The following is a 15,501-nucleotide window of genomic DNA, read 5'->3' on the forward strand; positions in this document are numbered from 1 at the left end:
CCCTGAGCCGGCTGCCGCCGGCCGGAGCAGCGGCGGGTCAGGTCTTGCGGTACGCGTAGGCCTCCTCGGCTGCCGCGGCCACCGCCTCCAGGGGCGCGCCCGCCGAGGCCGCCACCACCGCGGCCACCGCGCCCTCCAGGAACGGGGCGTCCAGCAGCCGGGACCCCGGAGGGAGTTCGTCCTCCACCAGCAGCGCCTTCACGGTCAGCACCGAGCTGCCCAGGTCCGCCAGCAGCGCCACCCCCGACCCCCGGTCCACCTCGCGGGCGGCCGCCGCGATGCGCTCCGCGCTCGTGCCCAGGGCGTCGTCCGCGGTGCCGCCCGCCGCCGCGACCGGGACGACCGGGCCGCCGGCCGCCAGGCCCCGCGCCAGGTCGGCCACGGACTGGGCGACCGCCGCGCTGTGCGACACCAGCACGATCCCCACCATCGGCCCGCTCACGCGGCACCCCCCGCATCCGCCGCATCCGCGAGCGCCGCCAGCAGCAGGGCCGCCGACGTCGCCCCCGGATCCTGGTGCCCGATGCTCCGCTCACCGAGGTAGCTGGCCCGCCCCTTGCGGGCCAGCATCGGCACCGTCGCCAGCGCACCCCGCTCCGCCGCCTGCGCCGCCGCCCGGTACGACGTGCCCAGTTCCGCCACCCCCGGCACCAGCGCGTCCAGCATCGTCTTGTCGCCCGGCGCCGCCCCGCCGAGCTGCGCCACCGCGCCGACCCCCGCGTACAGGGCCTTGCGCAGCTCCTCGTCGGAGACCTCGGCGGCCTCCCCGAGTTCCTTGCCGGTGCGCCGCAGCAGCGTCCCGTACAGCGGGCCCGACGCCCCGCCGACCGTCGAGATCAGCGTCCGTCCCGCCAGGACCAGCACCGCGCCCGGGCCGGTGGCGGGTTCGGCCTCCAGGGCGGCGCGCACTGCCGTGAACCCGCGCAGCAGATTGCTGCCGTGGTCTGCGTCCCCGATGGGGGAGTCCAGCTCGGTCAGCCGTGGCGCCTCCCGCTCCACCGCGGCCGTGGCGACCGTCATCCAGCGCCGGAAGAAGTCTCCGTCCCTCACGTGCGTCTCCTTGCCTCGTCCTTGTACCGTCACCCTCGTCTCACCGGCCCCAGCGCAGGGCCGCCGTCTGAACGGGCGCGTCCCACAGCCGCAGCAGCTCCTCGTCCGCCCGGCACAGCGTCACCGAACACCCCGCCATGTCCAGGGAGGTGACGTAGTTCCCGACGAGCGCGCGCGCCACCGGCACCCCGCGCTCGGCCAGCACCCGCGCCACCTCCGCGTGGAACCCGTACAGCTCCAGCAGCGGCGTCGCCCCCATGCCGTTGACCAGCGCCAGCACCGGCCCGTCCGCCGGAGCGAGGTCCGCCAGTTCCTCCAGTACGGCGCCGACCGCGATCTCCGCGATCTCCCGCGCCGGCATCACGGGGCGCCGCTCGCGCCCCGGCTCGCCGTGGATGCCGATGCCCAGTTCGAGCTCGCCGTCGGGAAGATCGAACGTCGGACTGCCCTTCGCCGGGGTCGTGCACGCGCTGAGCGCCACCCCGAAGCTGCGCGAGGACGCGTTGACCCGCCGGGCGAGCTCCGCGACCCGCTCCAGCGGGGCCCCCTCCTCGGCGGCCGCACCGGCGATCTTCTCGACGAACAGCGTCGCCCCGGTGCCGCGCCGTCCCGCCGTGTACAGGCTGTCGGTGACGGCGACGTCGTCGTCGACGAGTACGCGCTCGACCCGCAGCCCGTCCTCCTCGGCGAGTTCGGCGGCCATCTCGAAGTTCAGCACGTCCCCGGTGTAGTTCTTGACGACGAACAGCACGCCCTGCCCGGAGTCCACGGCCGCCGCCGCCCGCACCACCTGATCGGGCACCGGCGAGGTGAACACCTCCCCGGGGCACGCCGCCGACAGCATCCCGTACCCCACGAACCCGCCGTGCAGCGGCTCGTGCCCCGACCCGCCCCCGGACACCAGCCCGACCCGGCCCCCCTGGCGCGCGTCGCGCCGTACGACGACCCGCCGCTCGACGTCGACGTCCAGTTCGGGATGCGCGGCCGCCATCCCGCGCAGCGCATCGGCGACGACGATCTCCGGACTGTTGATCAGCATCCGCATGGGGTCTCTCCTGGTCGGGCCGACGGGTGGCGGGCGTGCAGCGCCCGCGCTCCCCCTACCCCGCCGGACGGCGCGCTCATGCCGGCCGCCGGTCCAGTTCCTCGTCGAGCGCCAGCGCGGCGTCGATGAGCGCCAGGTGCGTGAACGCCTGCGGGAAGTTGCCCAGCTGCTCGCCGGACGCCCCGATCTCCTCGGCGAACAGCCCGACGTGGTTGGCGTAGGTCAGCATCTTGTCGAACGCATAGCGTGCCTGGACGGTCCGGCCGGCCCGGGCGAGCGCCTCGACGTACAGGAAGCTGCACAGGTTGAACGTTCCCTCGCAACCGCGCAGCCCGTCCGGCGAGGCCGCGGGGTCGTAGCGGTAGACGAGGCTGTCACTGACGAGGTCGCGGTCCATCGCGTCGAGCGTGGACAGCCAGGAGGGATCGGTGGGCGAGACGAAACCCACCTTCGGCATGAGTAGCAGTGACGCATCGAGGACGTCCGACGCGTAGTTCTGCACGAAGGCCTGCCGTTCGGTGCTCCAGCCGCGCTCCACGATCTGTAGGAAGACCGCGTCGCGTGCCGCCGTCCACCGGGCGATGTCCGCGGGCCGGGAGTGGGCCTGGGTGATGCGGATGGCCCGGTCGAAGGCGACCCACGACATCAGACGGCTGTAGGTGAAGTCCTGGCGGCCGCCCCGGGTCTCCCAGATCCCCTCGTCCGGCGCGTCCCAGTGGTCGCAGAACCAGTCGATGAGGGCGGTGAACGCCTTCCAGCCGCGTAGCGCCCCCATGTCGTTCTCCTCGCCGAACGCGTAGGCGGCCTCGCCGTAGATGTCGAGCTGCACTTGGTCGGCGGCCGCGTTCCCGGCGCGGACGGGAGCGGACCCGCGGTAGCCCTCCCAGTGGCCGAGGACCTCCTCGGTGAGGTGGGGGTCGCCGTCGACGCGGTACATGATCTGCAGGGGGTGGCCGGACGCCGTGGGGGTGCCGGCCTCGAAGCGGTCGCGGATCCAGTGGCGGAAGGCGTTGGCCTCCTCGGTGAAGCCGAGTTTGACCAGGGCGCGCATCGACAGGGACGCGTCGCGGATCCACGTGTAGCGGTAGTCCCAGTTGCGTTCGCCGCCGATCTGCTCGGGCAGTCCCATGGTCGCGGCGGCGATCGGCGCGCCCGTCGGTGCGTACGTGAGCAGCTTGAGCGTGATGGCGGACCGGTTGACCATCTGCTGCCAGCGGCCCCGGTAGGTGGAGGTGCGCAGCCAGGCGTGCCAGTAGGCGCGGCACCGGTCGAACTCCACGAGGGCCCGTTCGCGGCTGAGCGGATCGGGGCGCGGGCTGCCGGTGGCGTCGGCGGTCAGGACGACGGCGGCGGCCTCGCCCGCCGTGAGGGTGAAGCGCGCGACCGCGTCCTGTCCTTCCGCGACGAGGGTGATCGGCGCGCTCGTCTGGACGAACAGGTCCGTTCCCGGGCCCTGCATCAGCGCCGACCGGTCGTCGAGGAGCTTCAGCGTGCGCGGGGCCCGGCCGTAGTCGAACCGGGGCCGGACCTCCAGGACGAACGGGAGGCTGCCGCGCACCACTCGGACCGTCCTGTGCAGTTGGTGCCGGTCGGTGGCCTCGCGGGAGTCGTCGGGGATCATGTAGTCCCCGACTTCGCCCACGCCGTCCGGGGTCATGAACCGGGTCACCAGCGTGGCCGTGTCTGCCAGGTACAGCTGCTTGACGGTGACGTCGCGGATCCGGTCGCGATCGACCGCCAGGTGGCAGTGGCCTCCGCCCGCCCGGTCCAGCAGTGCGCCGAAGACGCTGGGGGAGTCGAACCGCGGCGTGCACCACCAGTCGACGGTTCCGGCACTGGAGACCAGTGCGGCCGTCTGGAGGTCGCCGATCAGCCCGTGCTCTGCGATCGGGGGATAGACGTCCATGGCGGCTCCCAGGGGCGAGTGACTGCCCTCCCACGGTACGTACGGAGCCGGATCCGCGCCCGGTGTCAGCCAGCGTGGACGTGGGGGCGGCGGTTGCGGTCGGGTTCGGCCTCGCGGATGACCTCGCGGGTGACGGGGGCGACCTCGCCCTGTCCGAAGAGGAAGAAGCGCAGGAAGTTGGCCATCGGGTTGCCCTCGGTCCACTCGAAGTAGATGTGGGGCCGCTGCCCGGTCTCGTCGCGGATGTGGAGGAGGAGGGCGGCCAGCGCGTTGGGGATGCTGGAGCTCTCCAGGCTCAGGACGCGGTAGCGGCCGTGGAGGACCTCGCCGCGCACGCGCATGCCGGATTCGAATTCGGATGCGTCCAGAACGGTGACCTCGACGAACATGACGTCGTCCTCGGCGGGGATGTCGTTGTCCGCGCGGATCTGCTGCTTCTTGAGCCGGTATTCCTCGGCGTCGCGGTTGTCGGGCTCGTTCGCGATGAACCGGATGGTGCGGTTGGCGGTGTCGCGGATGAACCGCTGCGCCATGTCGTCGAATTCGATGTGCGTGACGCGCAGTTCGAAGACGCGGGCGAGGCGGGACAGGAGGGACAGGGCCATGATGCCGGCGATGAAGCAGGCGCCGATCTTCACGCCGTCGGGGCGTTCGGCGACGTTGACGGCGGTGGTGTAGACGAAGACGGCGGAGATGACGCCGAAGCCGATGGTCCATCCGCGTTCGTGGGCGCGGCGGGCGGCGATGGTCACGGCGACGGCCGCGGAGGTGATCAGGACCAGGACACCGGTGGCGTAGGCGCCGCCCTGGGCGTCGACGTCGGCGTCGAAGAGCCAGGTGACCAGGAAGGCGATCAGGGTGAACACGATGACCATGGGGCGCAGGGCGCGGGCCCAGTGGGGGGCCATGCCGTAGCGGGGCAGGTAGCGCGGCATCAGGTTGAGCAGGCCGGCCATGGCGGAGGAGCCCGCGAACCACAGGATCAGGATCGTGGAGACGTCGTAGACCGTGCCGAAGGCGGAACCCAGGTACTCGTGGGCCAGGTACGCCAGGGCGCGGCCGTTGGCCTCGCCGCCGGGCTGGAAGGCGTCGGCGGGGATCAGGAGGGTGGTGACGAAGCTGCTGGTGATCAGGAAGACGCTCATGATCACGGCGGCGGTGGTCAGCAGCTTCTTCGTGCCCCGGATCCGGCCCGCGGGCTTCTCCTCCGTGTCGTCGGGGGAGCCCTCGACGTGCGGCATGACCGCGACGCCGGTCTCGAACCCGGACAGGCCCAGCGCCAGCTTGGGGAAGACGACGAGGGCGATGGCGATCATCATGAACACGTTGCCGTGTTCGGTGATCAGCGCCTGCTTCCAGTCGGTGATGACGTGGGGCTCGCTGGCGACCTGCACCAGGCCGACCGCGATGACGACGACGTTCAGCGCGAGGTAGGAGAAGACCAGGACCACGGCCACGCCGATGGCCTCGCTGAAGCCCTTGAGGAACACGCCGCCGAGCAGGGCGATGAGGATCAGCGTGATCAGTACCTGATGACCGTTGAGGGTGCTGGTCAGGTGCGGGTTCTCGACCATGTGCGCGGTCGCGTCGGCCGCCGACAGGGTGATCGTGATCAGGAAGTCGGTGGCCGCGAAGCCCAGCAGGGTCAGGACGAACAGTTTGCCCTTCCAGAACGACAGCAGCCGCTCCAGCATCGCGATCGACCCCTCGCCGTGCGGGCTCTCCTCCGCCACCCGCCGGTAGACCGGCAGCGCCCCGAAGAGGGTGAGGATCACCAGCACGATGGTGGCCAGCGGCGACAGCAGCCCGGCCGCGAGCGCCGCGATGCCCGGCTGGTAGCCGAGGGTGGAGAAGTAGTCGAGGCCGGTCAGGCACATCACCCGCCACCACGGCCGGCCGTGGTCGGCTTCGGGTGTCCCGTCCTGGTCCGACCCTTCCGGCCGATGTCCCGACCGGTGTTTCGTCTGGTCGGTCAGGCCTTCCAGGAGCCATGCCCTCAGGCGGCTCGGCTGGGCGGGGGTGGCCATCGGGGGTGCTCCTTCGTACGGCTTGGATCCGGCCATCGGTGCGACGGCTGGGCAAGCGTACGGAACTCGGTCATTCGTGCACGCGCGCGAGCTCATCCTGACGGGCCGCAGACGGCTGCGCACGGGAGGTTGCTCCGGTTGGCCGGAGCCGCTCCCTCCGCCTCCGACCCGCCCCCCACCTGCACAGACGCGTCGGTGGGCGGCCCACCGCCGAGGGTGCGGCGCGTCGGTGGGCCCGGCCGGTCTTGACGGCTCCTTAACGCGTTCCTAGCGATACCTTGACGGGCCGCCCAGCCGGAGAAACCCCAGGTCGGCGACTTTATCGATCGGATGTTCGAATGGCGCGTTATGATGGGTGGGTGAGTACGATCCCCGGCCTCCAGGGCTCCCTCTTCGACCAGGGCGACGAGATCCGCCTCGGCCCGCTCTCGGGGCTGCACCGCACGCGGCTCGGCTCCGGCGCCTGGGTCGACCACCTGCCCGGCTGGCTGGCCGGAGCCGACGCGCTGTTCGAACGGCTGGCCGCGGACGTGCCGTGGCGGGCCGAGCGCCGCCAGATGTACGAGCGGGAGGTCGACGTGCCCCGCCTGCTCGCCTTCTACGGGGAGGGCGAGCCCCTGCCGCACCCGGTGCTCACCGAGGCCCGCTCCACCCTGACCCGGCACTACGCCGCCGAGCTGGGGGAACCCTTCACCACCGCCGGCCTCTGCCTCTACCGCGACGGCCGCGACAGCGTCGCCTGGCACGGCGACCGCATCGGCCGGTCCGCCACCGAGGACACCATGGTCGCGATCCTCTCGGTCGGCGACCCGCGCGACCTCGTCCTGCGCCCCCGCGACGGCGGTCCGACCCTGCTGCGCCTGCCCCTGGGACACGGCGACCTCGTCGTGATGGGCGGCTCCTGCCAGCGGACCATGGAGCACGCCGTGCCCAAGTCCACGCGCGCCGTCGGCCCGCGCATCAGCATCCAGTACCGCCCCCGCGGAGTCGGCTGACGCCGGGCCGGAGCCCGCCGCGCGTCAGAAGCCGTAGACGCTCAGTTCGGTGACGGACGCGAAGATGTGCTCCCAGACGGCGGCGCGCGGCTCCTGCGCGCCGTCGGACTCCAGGACCCCCGGCTCCAGCCGCGCCACCTCGGAGCGGAAGGAGCCGCGGCCGTCCTCTCCCGGGTACGGGTCCCAGCACGCCCCCATGAAACGTCGTACGGCCTCCAGGAGCCGTACGAACGTCTCGGTGTCCCGGGCGAAGGGGAACGGCCCCTCGCCCTCGTGGACCAGTGACACGGCGCCCGTCTCCGGGTGGACGAGCACCTCGCCCTCGTCGGCGAACGTCCCCAGGTGCAGCAGTCCGCCGAAGTCCGGCTCGGCGTCCGCGGAACGCGGTGCGCGCGGCCCGTCCTCGGTCCAGGCGAGCCGGAAGGAGGTCGCGCCCGCCGCCCAGTGCCGCGGCAGGCCCACCGTGCCGATCAGCTCCCGGGTCGGGCCGTGGGTCAGCTCCGCGGGCAGCAGCGCCTCCGGTACCCGCACGGTCCCGTCCGCGCCGAACACCGCCTCCAGGCGGGCCGCGTCCAGCGGCGCCTCGCCGGGCTCCGGGCCCGCGAACCAGGGCTCGCCCGCACCCTCCTCCCACGAGGCGCAGTCGGCGCCACCGGACGGCCAACCGGACGCCGCCACGGCCGCGTTCCGCTCCACCACCACGATCCCGCGCGCCTCGGTGAGCAGGAAGCGGCCCGCCCCCAGCGGCACGGGGTCCTCCCAGGTGCCGGGGCAGTGCAGGGCCCAGGCGTCCTCGTCCGGGTCGAAGAGGAACGGCTCGTCCTCCTCCGGCTCCTCCGTGCGCGGGGTGAACCCGCCGGCGTCGGATGCCGGGCACGGCTCGCCGGTGGCCAGGTCGAACCAGCGCTCCTCGGTCCACAGCGACCAGACCTTCAGCAGGCTCCGGCCCGCCGGCCGGTCCGGCCCGGCCGGGCCGCCCGGCCCGTCGAAGACTTCGGCGCAGGCGTCCCCGCTGAGGTTCGGCTCGGCCCGGAACGCCCCGACCGGCCGCCACCACGCCCAGACGGTGCGCCACGGCATGCCGGGCTCGGCCGCGGCGACCCGCTCGGCGTACGCGTCGTGCCCCAGCACCTTCGCGGCGAAGTGCAGCCACGAGGCGTATTCCGCCCGCGAGACGTCCGCATGGCCGAACACGGCCCCGGCCTGGGCGAAGACCTCGCGGCCGACCCCGCCACCGGCCTGCGGGCCGGACCATTCCCGCACCCGGGCGGCTCCGGCCTCCAGCAGGGCGGTGGGGGAGGGGGACCAGGCGTCACGATCTTCAAGAGGCATGGCGGACATGGTGTCAGCCGCCGCCGACGGTCCCCGGTCCAGGGGGCGTCGGGGCCGCGGGCGGCTTCCGGTGCGGGTCCGGACCCGGCGGCGGGTCCGGCCGCCGGGACTGCCCCGCCGTGCGGCCCGCTACGCCGTGCCCGCCTTCTTCGCCACGGCGGGCTCGGCGGCCACCCCGGCCGCGGCGGGCCGCACGGCGGCGGCCGCCGCGTGCAGGGAGCGCAGCGCGAGCAGCAGCACGCCGATGTCATCGAGGTACACCGGATCCGGGATCAGGTCCACGGGCGAGACCGTGTAGATCACCGCGACCCAGAAGAGCGCCTTGTCGCGCAGCGGGATCCCCGCGTCGAGCAGCAGCCGCCGCGCGGCGAAGACCCGTACGAGCAGCACGCCGGCCGTGATCGCCAGCCCGAGGGCGACGACCGCGGCGATCGTCAGCCAGACCGTTGCGTCCATGCCACCCCTATACCCCGTTCGGCCCGGTCATCCGTCGTCCGCGGGCCGGCCTTCCCTATCCGCCCTGCCCGCCGTGTTCGCGCAGCCGGCGGCTGACCTCGCCCAGCCCGTCCGCCAGGGTATCGAGCTGCTCGGGGGTCAGGACGTCGATCAGGGCCTCCCGGACCGTCGCGACATGGCCGGGAGCGGCCTCCTCCAGGCGGGCGCGGCCGGCGTCCGTGAGGACGGCGAAGATCCCGCGCACGTCGGAGGGGCAGCTGCGGCGGCGGACCAGGCCCGCCTTCTCGAGCTGGGTGACCTGGTAGGTCAGCCCGCTCTTCGAATTGATCAGGCCATTGGCCAGTTCCGTCATCCGCAGCTCGCGGTCCGGTGCCGCGGCGAGCCGCACGAGGATCTCGTACTGCGGGTGCGAGAGGCCGGAGTCGTCCTTGAGCTGCTGGTCCAGGCGCCGGTTCACCAGGGCGGAGGCGGCCAGGAAGCCGCTCCAGGCGCGCATCTCGCGCTCGTCCAGCCATCTCGTTTCAGCCATACCCCCAGCTTACACGGGTTGTTCCAATTTGAATCAATGGTTAAGGTCGGGCCTGGCGGTTCGAATTTGAACAACTCCTGTGCCCGTCCCCGCCCGGACCGCCCGACCGGAAGGAATCCCCCATGACCAGCCCCTCCGTCACCGCGACGAAGCAGCAGGCCGCCGCACCGGCCGTCCCGCCCGCCCCCTCCACCTCCGCCCAGGACGCCGGCCTGCTCCTGCTGCGCGTCGTCCTCGGGCTCACCATGGCCGGCCACGGCACCCAGAAGCTCTTCGGCTGGTTCGGCGGCGGCGGCATCGACGGCACCGGGCAGTTCTTCACCGCCAGCGGCTACCCCGCGGGCGACGCCATGGCCGTCGTCGCCGGTCTGACCGAGACCCTCGGCGGACTCGGCCTCGCCCTCGGGCTGCTCACACCGCTGGCCGGAGCCGCCGTCGTCGGCACCATGATCAACGCGATCGCCGTCCACGGCGCCGGGTCGTTCTTCGCCCCCAAGGGCATCGAGTACGAGCTGCTCCTGACCGTCACCGCCGCCGCGGTGGCCCTCACCGGCCCCGGCCGGTACGCCGCCGACCGCTTCCTGCCCGTACTGCGCAGCCACCGCCTCGCCCACGGCGCCCTCGCCGTCGCCCTCGGCGTGGTCATCGCGAGCGCGCTGCTCCTCGTGCGCAGCTGACGTGCGGGAGGGGGTGCCCGGGGCTTGCGCCGATTGGCCCCGGGCATTCGGGGGAACAGCGCTCAAATGACACAACCCATCGAAGACTACGCAGTCATCGGCGACCTCATGACCAGCGGGCTCGTCGGCCGCGACGGGTCCATCGACTGGCTGTGCCTGCCGCGCTTCGACTCACCCGCCTGCTTCGCGGCGCTCCTCGGCGACGAGGAGAACGGCCACTGGAGCATCGCCCCGGCCGGTGCCGCCCCCGGCGTCCGGTGCACACGCCGCGCCTACATCGACGGCTCACTGGTCCTGGAGTCCTACTGGGACACCCCGGACGGAGCCTCGTTCAAGGTCATCGACTTCATGCCGCAGCGCGACGACGCCCCCGACGTCATGCGCATCGTCGAGGGCCTGTCGGGCGAGGCCGTCGTGCGCAGCGTCCTGCGCCTGCGGTTCGACTACGGCCACGTCGTCCCCTGGGTCCGGCGCTCCGACGGCGAGCGCGTCGCCGTCGCCGGGCCCGACTCCGCCTGGCTGCGGAGCGAACCGGCCGTGCCCACCTGGGGCGAGGCCAACAGCACCCGCTCGGAGTTCACCGTCGGCCCCGGCGACCGGGTCGCCTTCGTCCTCACCTGGCACCCCTCGCACCAGCCGCGCCCCGCGACCGTCGACCCGTACCAGGCGCTCGAACAGAACCTCGCCGACTGGCGCGACTGGACCGCCCAGTGCACCTACGACGGCCCCTACCGGGAGGCGGTCACCCGCTCCCTGATCACCCTCAAGGCCCTCACCTACGCCCCGACCGGCGGAATCGCCGCCGCCGCGACGACCTCCCTCCCCGAGGAACCCGGCGGCGTCCGCAACTGGGACTACCGCTACTGCTGGCTGCGCGACTCCACCCTGACCCTCGGCTCCCTCCTGGAGACCGGATTCCAGGACGAGGCCCGCGCCTGGCGGGCCTGGCTGCTGCGCGCGGTCGCCGGCGACCCCGCAGACCTGCAGATCATGTACGGCCTCGGCGGCGAGCGGCGGATTCCCGAAACCGACCTGCCGTGGCTGCGCGGCTACGCCGAATCCGCCCCGGTCCGCGTCGGCAACGCGGCCGTGGACCAGCTCCAGCTCGACGTGTACGGGGAGGTCATCGACTCCCTCCACCTGGCCCGGGCGAACGGGCTGCCCACGGAACGGCACGCCTGGCGGATCCAGCTCGCGCTCCTCGACTTCCTGGAGCGCAACTGGCGCCGGCCCGACGAGGGCCTGTGGGAGGTGCGCGGGCCGCGCCGGCACTTCGTGCACTCCAAGGTGATGGCCTGGGTCGCCGCCGATCGGGCCGTGCGCACCCTGGAGAGCGACTCCTCGCTGCCCGGCGACGTGCACCGGTGGCGGAACATGCGGGACGAGGTGCACCAGGACGTGCTGGAGAACGGCTTCGACCCCGCGCGGGGCACCTTCACGCAGTACTACGGCTCCCGGGAGCTCGACGCCGCCACCCTGCTCATCCCCCGCGTGGGGTTCCTGCCGCCCGACGACCCGCGCGTGATCGGCACGGTCGAGGCGGTCCGCGCGGAACTCGGCAGCAACGGCCTGGTCCGCCGCTACAGCACCGAGGGCCCGTCGATCGACGGGCTCCCCGGCGACGAAGGGGCCTTCCTCGCCTGTTCGTTCTGGCTGGCCGACGCGTTGCACATGACCGGGCGGGAGAAGGAGGCGCGCGAACTGTTCGAGCGGCTGCTCGCCGTACGCAACGACGTGGGACTGCTCGCCGAGGAGTACGACCCGGTGTCGGACCGCCAACTCGGGAATTTCCCACAGGCGTTCAGCCACGTCGGGCTGGTGAACACGGCCATCACCCTGGGCCGGACCGCCTCCCCGCCCCCGGCCTGACCCGCAGGGAGGTCATGCGGGGCGACGGTTGGGCGGGGCGGGGATCAGGCGGGGCGACCGGGGCGGCGATCAGCGGGGCGGGCGGCCGCGCGTCGGCGCAGGAGGTCCGCCGTCGTGGCGTCGGCCGGGAGGAAGGCCTCCAGGTGCATTTCGGCCAGCGTGACGTCCACGGCCGTGGCGAACGAGGTCAGCGTCGTCAGCAGCCGGAGCTCGCCCGCGGCCGTCCGCAGCCGCAGCGGCACCGCGAAGCCGAGGTGGTCCGGGCCGGGCGGCGGCGCCGGAGGCAGGTAGCCGGTCAACTCCGCGACCAGGGCGTCGAGTTCGGGATCGGGGTGGGCGGTGGCCCGGGCCCGCAGGCTCTCCGTGACGTGCCGCCCCCACGCCGCGAGGTTCGCTACCCGCGGCGCCATCCCCTCGGGGTGCAGTGCGATCCGCAGCACGTTCACGGGCGGCGCGAGGAGACGCTCGGCCACGCCCTCGGTCAGGACCCCGAACGCGGCGTTCGCCAGGACGAGTTCGCCGCGCTGGCCGGCGACCACCGCCGGGTACGGGAGGTGCCCGGTCAGGATCGACCGCAGGGCCTCCATCGCCGGCCCGACGGCGGCGGAATCCGGCGGTGACTCCGCGTACGCCGGGGCGTAACCGGCGCTCAGCAGCATCGAGTTGCGCTCCCGCAACGTCAGCCCGAGGGACTCGCAGAGCCGCACCACCATCGCCCGCCCCGGCGTGGAGCGGCCGCTCTCGATGAAACTGAGGTGGCGCTGGGTGGTCCCGGCCAGGGTGGCCAGTTCCAGCTGGCTCATCCGGCGCAGCGCCCGCCGTCGGCGGACCTCCCGGGCGAACGGGGTCGGCGCGGGGGCGGCGGGGGCGGGGGTGGCGGCAGTGGTGGCCATGCCCCCTTTCTAGCCCCCTCCGGTCGGCCCCGGCCATTCCCCGCAGGGAATTGCCGGGCGTCTGCGCCGCCCCGGAACCTGGGCACCGGCGGCAGCCGTACCGCAGGACCGAAGCAGCACCGGAGCAAGACCGAAAGGGCGGAGGATGCAATGCGCTCGTACCACCTGGAAGCGTTCGGCGGCATCGAGGGGATCGTGCCGCGCGGCTCCGGCGGACCCCCGCCGGAGCCGGCCGGCCCCACCGCCGTCGTGGTCGCCGTCCGGGCCGCCTCCCTCAACAAGCGGGACCTGCTCATCCTCGACCGGAGCTACCCGCTGCCCGCCGTACCCGGCGTCATACCGCTCAGCGACGGTGCGGGCGAGGTCGTGGCCGTCGGGGAGGCCGTCACCCGGTTCGCGGTCGGCGACCGCGTGTCCTGCGCGTACTTCCCGCGCTGGCGCACCGGCCGGATCACCCCTGACGCCTTCGACCAGCCCGGCTGCACCCTGGACGGGATGCTCACCGAGTACGCCGTGCTCGACGAGCAGTGGGCGGTGCGCGTCCCCGACCACCTGACCTGGGAGGAAGCGGCCACCCTGCCCTGCGCCGGGGTCACCGCCTGGAGCGCCCTGACCGGCGGTGAACCGCTGCTGCCCGGCCAGACCGTACTGACCCTCGGAACCGGTCCGGTCGCCCTGTTCGCCCTGCAGTTCGCCAAGCTCCTCGGCTGCCGCGTGGTGTCGACCACCTCCAGCGGGGCCAGGGCGGACCGCCTCAGGACGCTCGGCGCCGACGAGGTCGTCGACTACCGGCGCACCCCCGACTGGGGCCGGGCCGTGCGGGAGCTCACCGGCGGCCTGGGCGCCGACCTCGTCGTCGAGACGGGCGGCCCCGAGACCGTGGAGCAGTCGGTCCGGGCCTCCGCCCTGTACGGGCAGATCGCCCTACTGACCACCGCCGGCGCCGGCAAGGCGGGCATCGAGATCTCGAACGCGGCGTACGCGTCGAGCCTGGCCACGATCCGCCGGGTCTTCGTCGGCAGCCGCACCCGGTTCGAGGACATGAACCGTGCGGTGGCCGCCCACCGGGTGCGCCCGGTCATCGACCGCGTCCACCCCTTCGAGGAGGCGCGCACGGCCTACCGCGCGTACGCGGCGGACGCACCCTTCGGGAAGGTCGTCATCAGCATCGACGGGGCCGAGGAGAACTGACCCCCGCCGATGCCGATGACCCGTGGACCGTGCTCAGGGAGCGGTCAGACGGCGGCGGACTCGCCGTCCTCCGGGATGCTGACCAGCCAGCGGGTGTCCCGCCGCGGCCGCAGGTACAGCGCCCAGTACAGCGTCGCCACGGCGGTGATCCCGCCGGTCCACAGCAGGTACTCGGTGTCCTGCTGCTCGAGGATGTACGCGAGGACCGCGATCAGCGCGACCGGTACCGCCGGCCACAGCGGCATCCGCCAGGCGGCCACCTCGCGGTGCGCGCCGCGCCGGGCGAACAGGGCGGCCACCGCGACCAGCAGGTACATGGCCGTCACCGAGACGCCGGTGACCCCGTACAGCGTGTCGAGGTTGACGAAGCACAGGGCCGCGCCCGGGACGCCGACCAGCAGGGTGGCCACCCACGGGGAGCCGAAGCGGCCGAGCTTGGACAGCGCGTTGTTGACCGGCTCGGGCCAGGCCTTGTCACGGGCCGAGGCGAACAGCACACGGGAGTTCTGGATCACCATGACGATGCCCGCGTTGATGATGGCGAGGGCGACACAGAGGCTGACGAAGGTGCCGACCGCCGAGTTGGACCACGCGGTGACCATCCCGCCGAGGTCGCCCTCGGTCAGCGCCGACAGGTCGGGGGCGCCGACGGTGATGGCGATGACCGGGACCAGGATGACGGCCGTGGAGATGGCGAGGGTGGCCAGCACCGTGCGGGCGACGTTGCGCCGCGGGTTCTCCAGCTCCTCCGACAGGTAGACGGCGGTCGAGAAGCCCTGGGTGATGAACAGCGCGATGGCGAGCCCGGATACGACCATCATCGCCGTCACCGTGGACGTACCGCCGCCCTCGGCCGCGACCGTACCGTGCACCAGCGCACCGGCACCCCGCTCGCTGTGTGCGAAGCCCAGTACGGCGACCAGCGCGGCGGCGACCACCTCCAGCACCAGGAAGATGCCGGTGATCCACGCGTTGGCCCGCAGGTCCAGCAGGCCGGCGAGGGTGGCGAGCAGCATCACGCCGCCGCCCGCGACCGGGGCCGGTATGTGCACGATCGGCGCGAGGTAGTCGGCGGTGCCCATGGCGATCACGGGCGGCACGATCATCACGACCAGCAGCGAGAAGACGAACACGAGCCAGCCGGCCAGCCGGCCCGCCATGGTCGACACCATCGCGTACTCGCCGCCGGCGCTCGGGATCAGTGTGCCGAGCTCCGAATAGCAGAACGCGACGCCGATGCAGAGCAGCGAGCCGATGGCGATCGTGAGGGCGGTCCACGTACCGAGGGACCCGAACAGGTCGGGCACGACGACGAACAGGGTCGAAGCGGGCGTCACGCACGACAGCGTCAGCAGTGTGCCGCCGACGACGCCGATGGAGCGCTTGAGCTTCGGGGGGACGGGCCCCGTGGCGGGGGCGAGGGCCTGAGGGGCGCTGATCGTTTCAGACATCGGTGCGGGGTTCCGATCGGCTGGTGCGGTGAACTGAGGTGCGGGAGCGGTATCGCCTCCGGGGCGGTGGTGAGCAGAGT

Annotated in this window: 14 protein-coding genes; 4 read left to right on the top strand and 10 right to left on the bottom strand. The window is 73.0% G+C overall.

The genetic code is table 11. From position 1 onward, the window contains the following. Window positions 1-37 precede the first annotated feature (37 nt). The 5 genes from ACIPK4_RS12970 to ACIPK4_RS12990 form a co-directional block, all read right to left on the bottom strand. The gene (locus ACIPK4_RS12970; RefSeq protein ID WP_402312936.1) at window positions 38-430 is read right to left on the bottom strand and encodes a PTS-dependent dihydroxyacetone kinase phosphotransferase subunit DhaM; all 393 of its coding nucleotides are present in this window, start codon (window positions 428-430) and stop codon (window positions 38-40) included. Window positions 431-438: 8 nt separating this feature from the next. Next, window positions 439-1,050, bottom strand: coding sequence for a dihydroxyacetone kinase subunit DhaL (dhaL, locus tag ACIPK4_RS12975; RefSeq protein WP_402311891.1), 612 nt, complete (start codon window positions 1,048-1,050; stop codon window positions 439-441). Window positions 1,051-1,090: 40 nt separating this feature from the next. Further along, window positions 1,091-2,095, bottom strand: a complete 1,005-nt coding sequence (gene dhaK, locus ACIPK4_RS12980) for a dihydroxyacetone kinase subunit DhaK (protein ID WP_402311893.1) — start codon at window positions 2,093-2,095, stop codon at window positions 1,091-1,093. Between the two features lie 76 nt (window positions 2,096-2,171). Continuing rightward, window positions 2,172-4,001, bottom strand: a complete 1,830-nt coding sequence (locus ACIPK4_RS12985; RefSeq protein ID WP_402311895.1) for a glycoside hydrolase family 15 protein — start codon at window positions 3,999-4,001, stop codon at window positions 2,172-2,174. A gap of 65 nt (window positions 4,002-4,066) precedes the next feature. Continuing rightward, complete coding sequence (locus ACIPK4_RS12990) at window positions 4,067-6,028, bottom strand: amino acid transporter (protein WP_402311898.1); 1,962 nt, start codon at window positions 6,026-6,028, stop codon at window positions 4,067-4,069. 338 nt (window positions 6,029-6,366) lie between these two features. On the opposite strand from ACIPK4_RS12990, the gene ACIPK4_RS12995 reads away from it, so the two are divergent. Further along, entirely contained in the window at window positions 6,367-7,023 is a 657-nt protein-coding gene (locus ACIPK4_RS12995; RefSeq protein ID WP_402311901.1) for an alpha-ketoglutarate-dependent dioxygenase AlkB, read from the top strand. A gap of 24 nt (window positions 7,024-7,047) precedes the next feature. Here ACIPK4_RS12995 and ACIPK4_RS13000 read toward each other — a convergent pair whose 3' ends face one another. The 3 genes from ACIPK4_RS13000 to ACIPK4_RS13010 all read right to left on the bottom strand — a co-directional run bounded on the left by ACIPK4_RS13000 (window position 7,048) and on the right by ACIPK4_RS13010 (window position 9,340). Further along, window positions 7,048-8,355 carry an SUKH-4 family immunity protein gene (locus tag ACIPK4_RS13000; RefSeq protein ID WP_402311903.1) on the bottom strand — a complete coding sequence of 436 codons (1,308 nt, stop codon included), beginning with the start codon at window positions 8,353-8,355 and terminating at the stop codon, window positions 7,048-7,050. A gap of 129 nt (window positions 8,356-8,484) precedes the next feature. After that, a complete protein-coding gene (locus tag ACIPK4_RS13005; RefSeq protein ID WP_402311906.1) occupies window positions 8,485-8,811 on the bottom strand; it encodes a YkvA family protein in 327 nt (108 codons plus the stop codon). A 55-nt stretch (window positions 8,812-8,866) separates the two neighbouring features. Beyond that, the gene (locus ACIPK4_RS13010; protein WP_376196035.1) at window positions 8,867-9,340 is read right to left on the bottom strand and encodes a MarR family winged helix-turn-helix transcriptional regulator; all 474 of its coding nucleotides are present in this window, start codon (window positions 9,338-9,340) and stop codon (window positions 8,867-8,869) included. Window positions 9,341-9,462: 122 nt separating this feature from the next. Here ACIPK4_RS13010 and ACIPK4_RS13015 point away from each other — a divergent pair, with 122 nt between their 5' ends. After that, window positions 9,463-10,017: a DoxX family protein gene (locus ACIPK4_RS13015; RefSeq protein WP_402311909.1), complete on the top strand. Its 555-nt coding sequence runs from the start codon at window positions 9,463-9,465 to the stop codon at window positions 10,015-10,017. Window positions 10,018-10,083: 66 nt separating this feature from the next. After that, window positions 10,084-11,886 (top strand): glycoside hydrolase family 15 protein, encoded by a 1,803-nt coding sequence (locus ACIPK4_RS13020; RefSeq protein WP_402311911.1) that lies wholly within the window; start codon window positions 10,084-10,086, stop codon window positions 11,884-11,886. A 44-nt stretch (window positions 11,887-11,930) separates the two neighbouring features. Here the strand turns inward: ACIPK4_RS13020 and ACIPK4_RS13025 are convergent, their stop codons facing one another. Next, window positions 11,931-12,779 carry a helix-turn-helix transcriptional regulator gene (locus ACIPK4_RS13025; protein WP_402311914.1) on the bottom strand — a complete coding sequence of 283 codons (849 nt, stop codon included), beginning with the start codon at window positions 12,777-12,779 and terminating at the stop codon, window positions 11,931-11,933. A 150-nt stretch (window positions 12,780-12,929) separates the two neighbouring features. On the opposite strand from ACIPK4_RS13025, the gene ACIPK4_RS13030 reads away from it, so the two are divergent. After that, a complete protein-coding gene (locus tag ACIPK4_RS13030; RefSeq protein ID WP_402311917.1) occupies window positions 12,930-13,970 on the top strand; it encodes an NAD(P)-dependent alcohol dehydrogenase in 1,041 nt (346 codons plus the stop codon). A gap of 44 nt (window positions 13,971-14,014) precedes the next feature. On the opposite strand, the gene ACIPK4_RS13035 is transcribed toward ACIPK4_RS13030, so the two are convergent. Continuing rightward, entirely contained in the window at window positions 14,015-15,421 is a 1,407-nt protein-coding gene (locus ACIPK4_RS13035; protein ID WP_402311919.1) for an APC family permease, read from the bottom strand. Between the last annotated feature and the right edge of the window lie 80 nt (window positions 15,422-15,501).

The organism is Streptomyces sp. NPDC086989 (assembly GCF_044745505.1).
Taxonomy (GTDB): domain Bacteria; phylum Actinomycetota; class Actinomycetes; order Streptomycetales; family Streptomycetaceae; genus Streptomyces.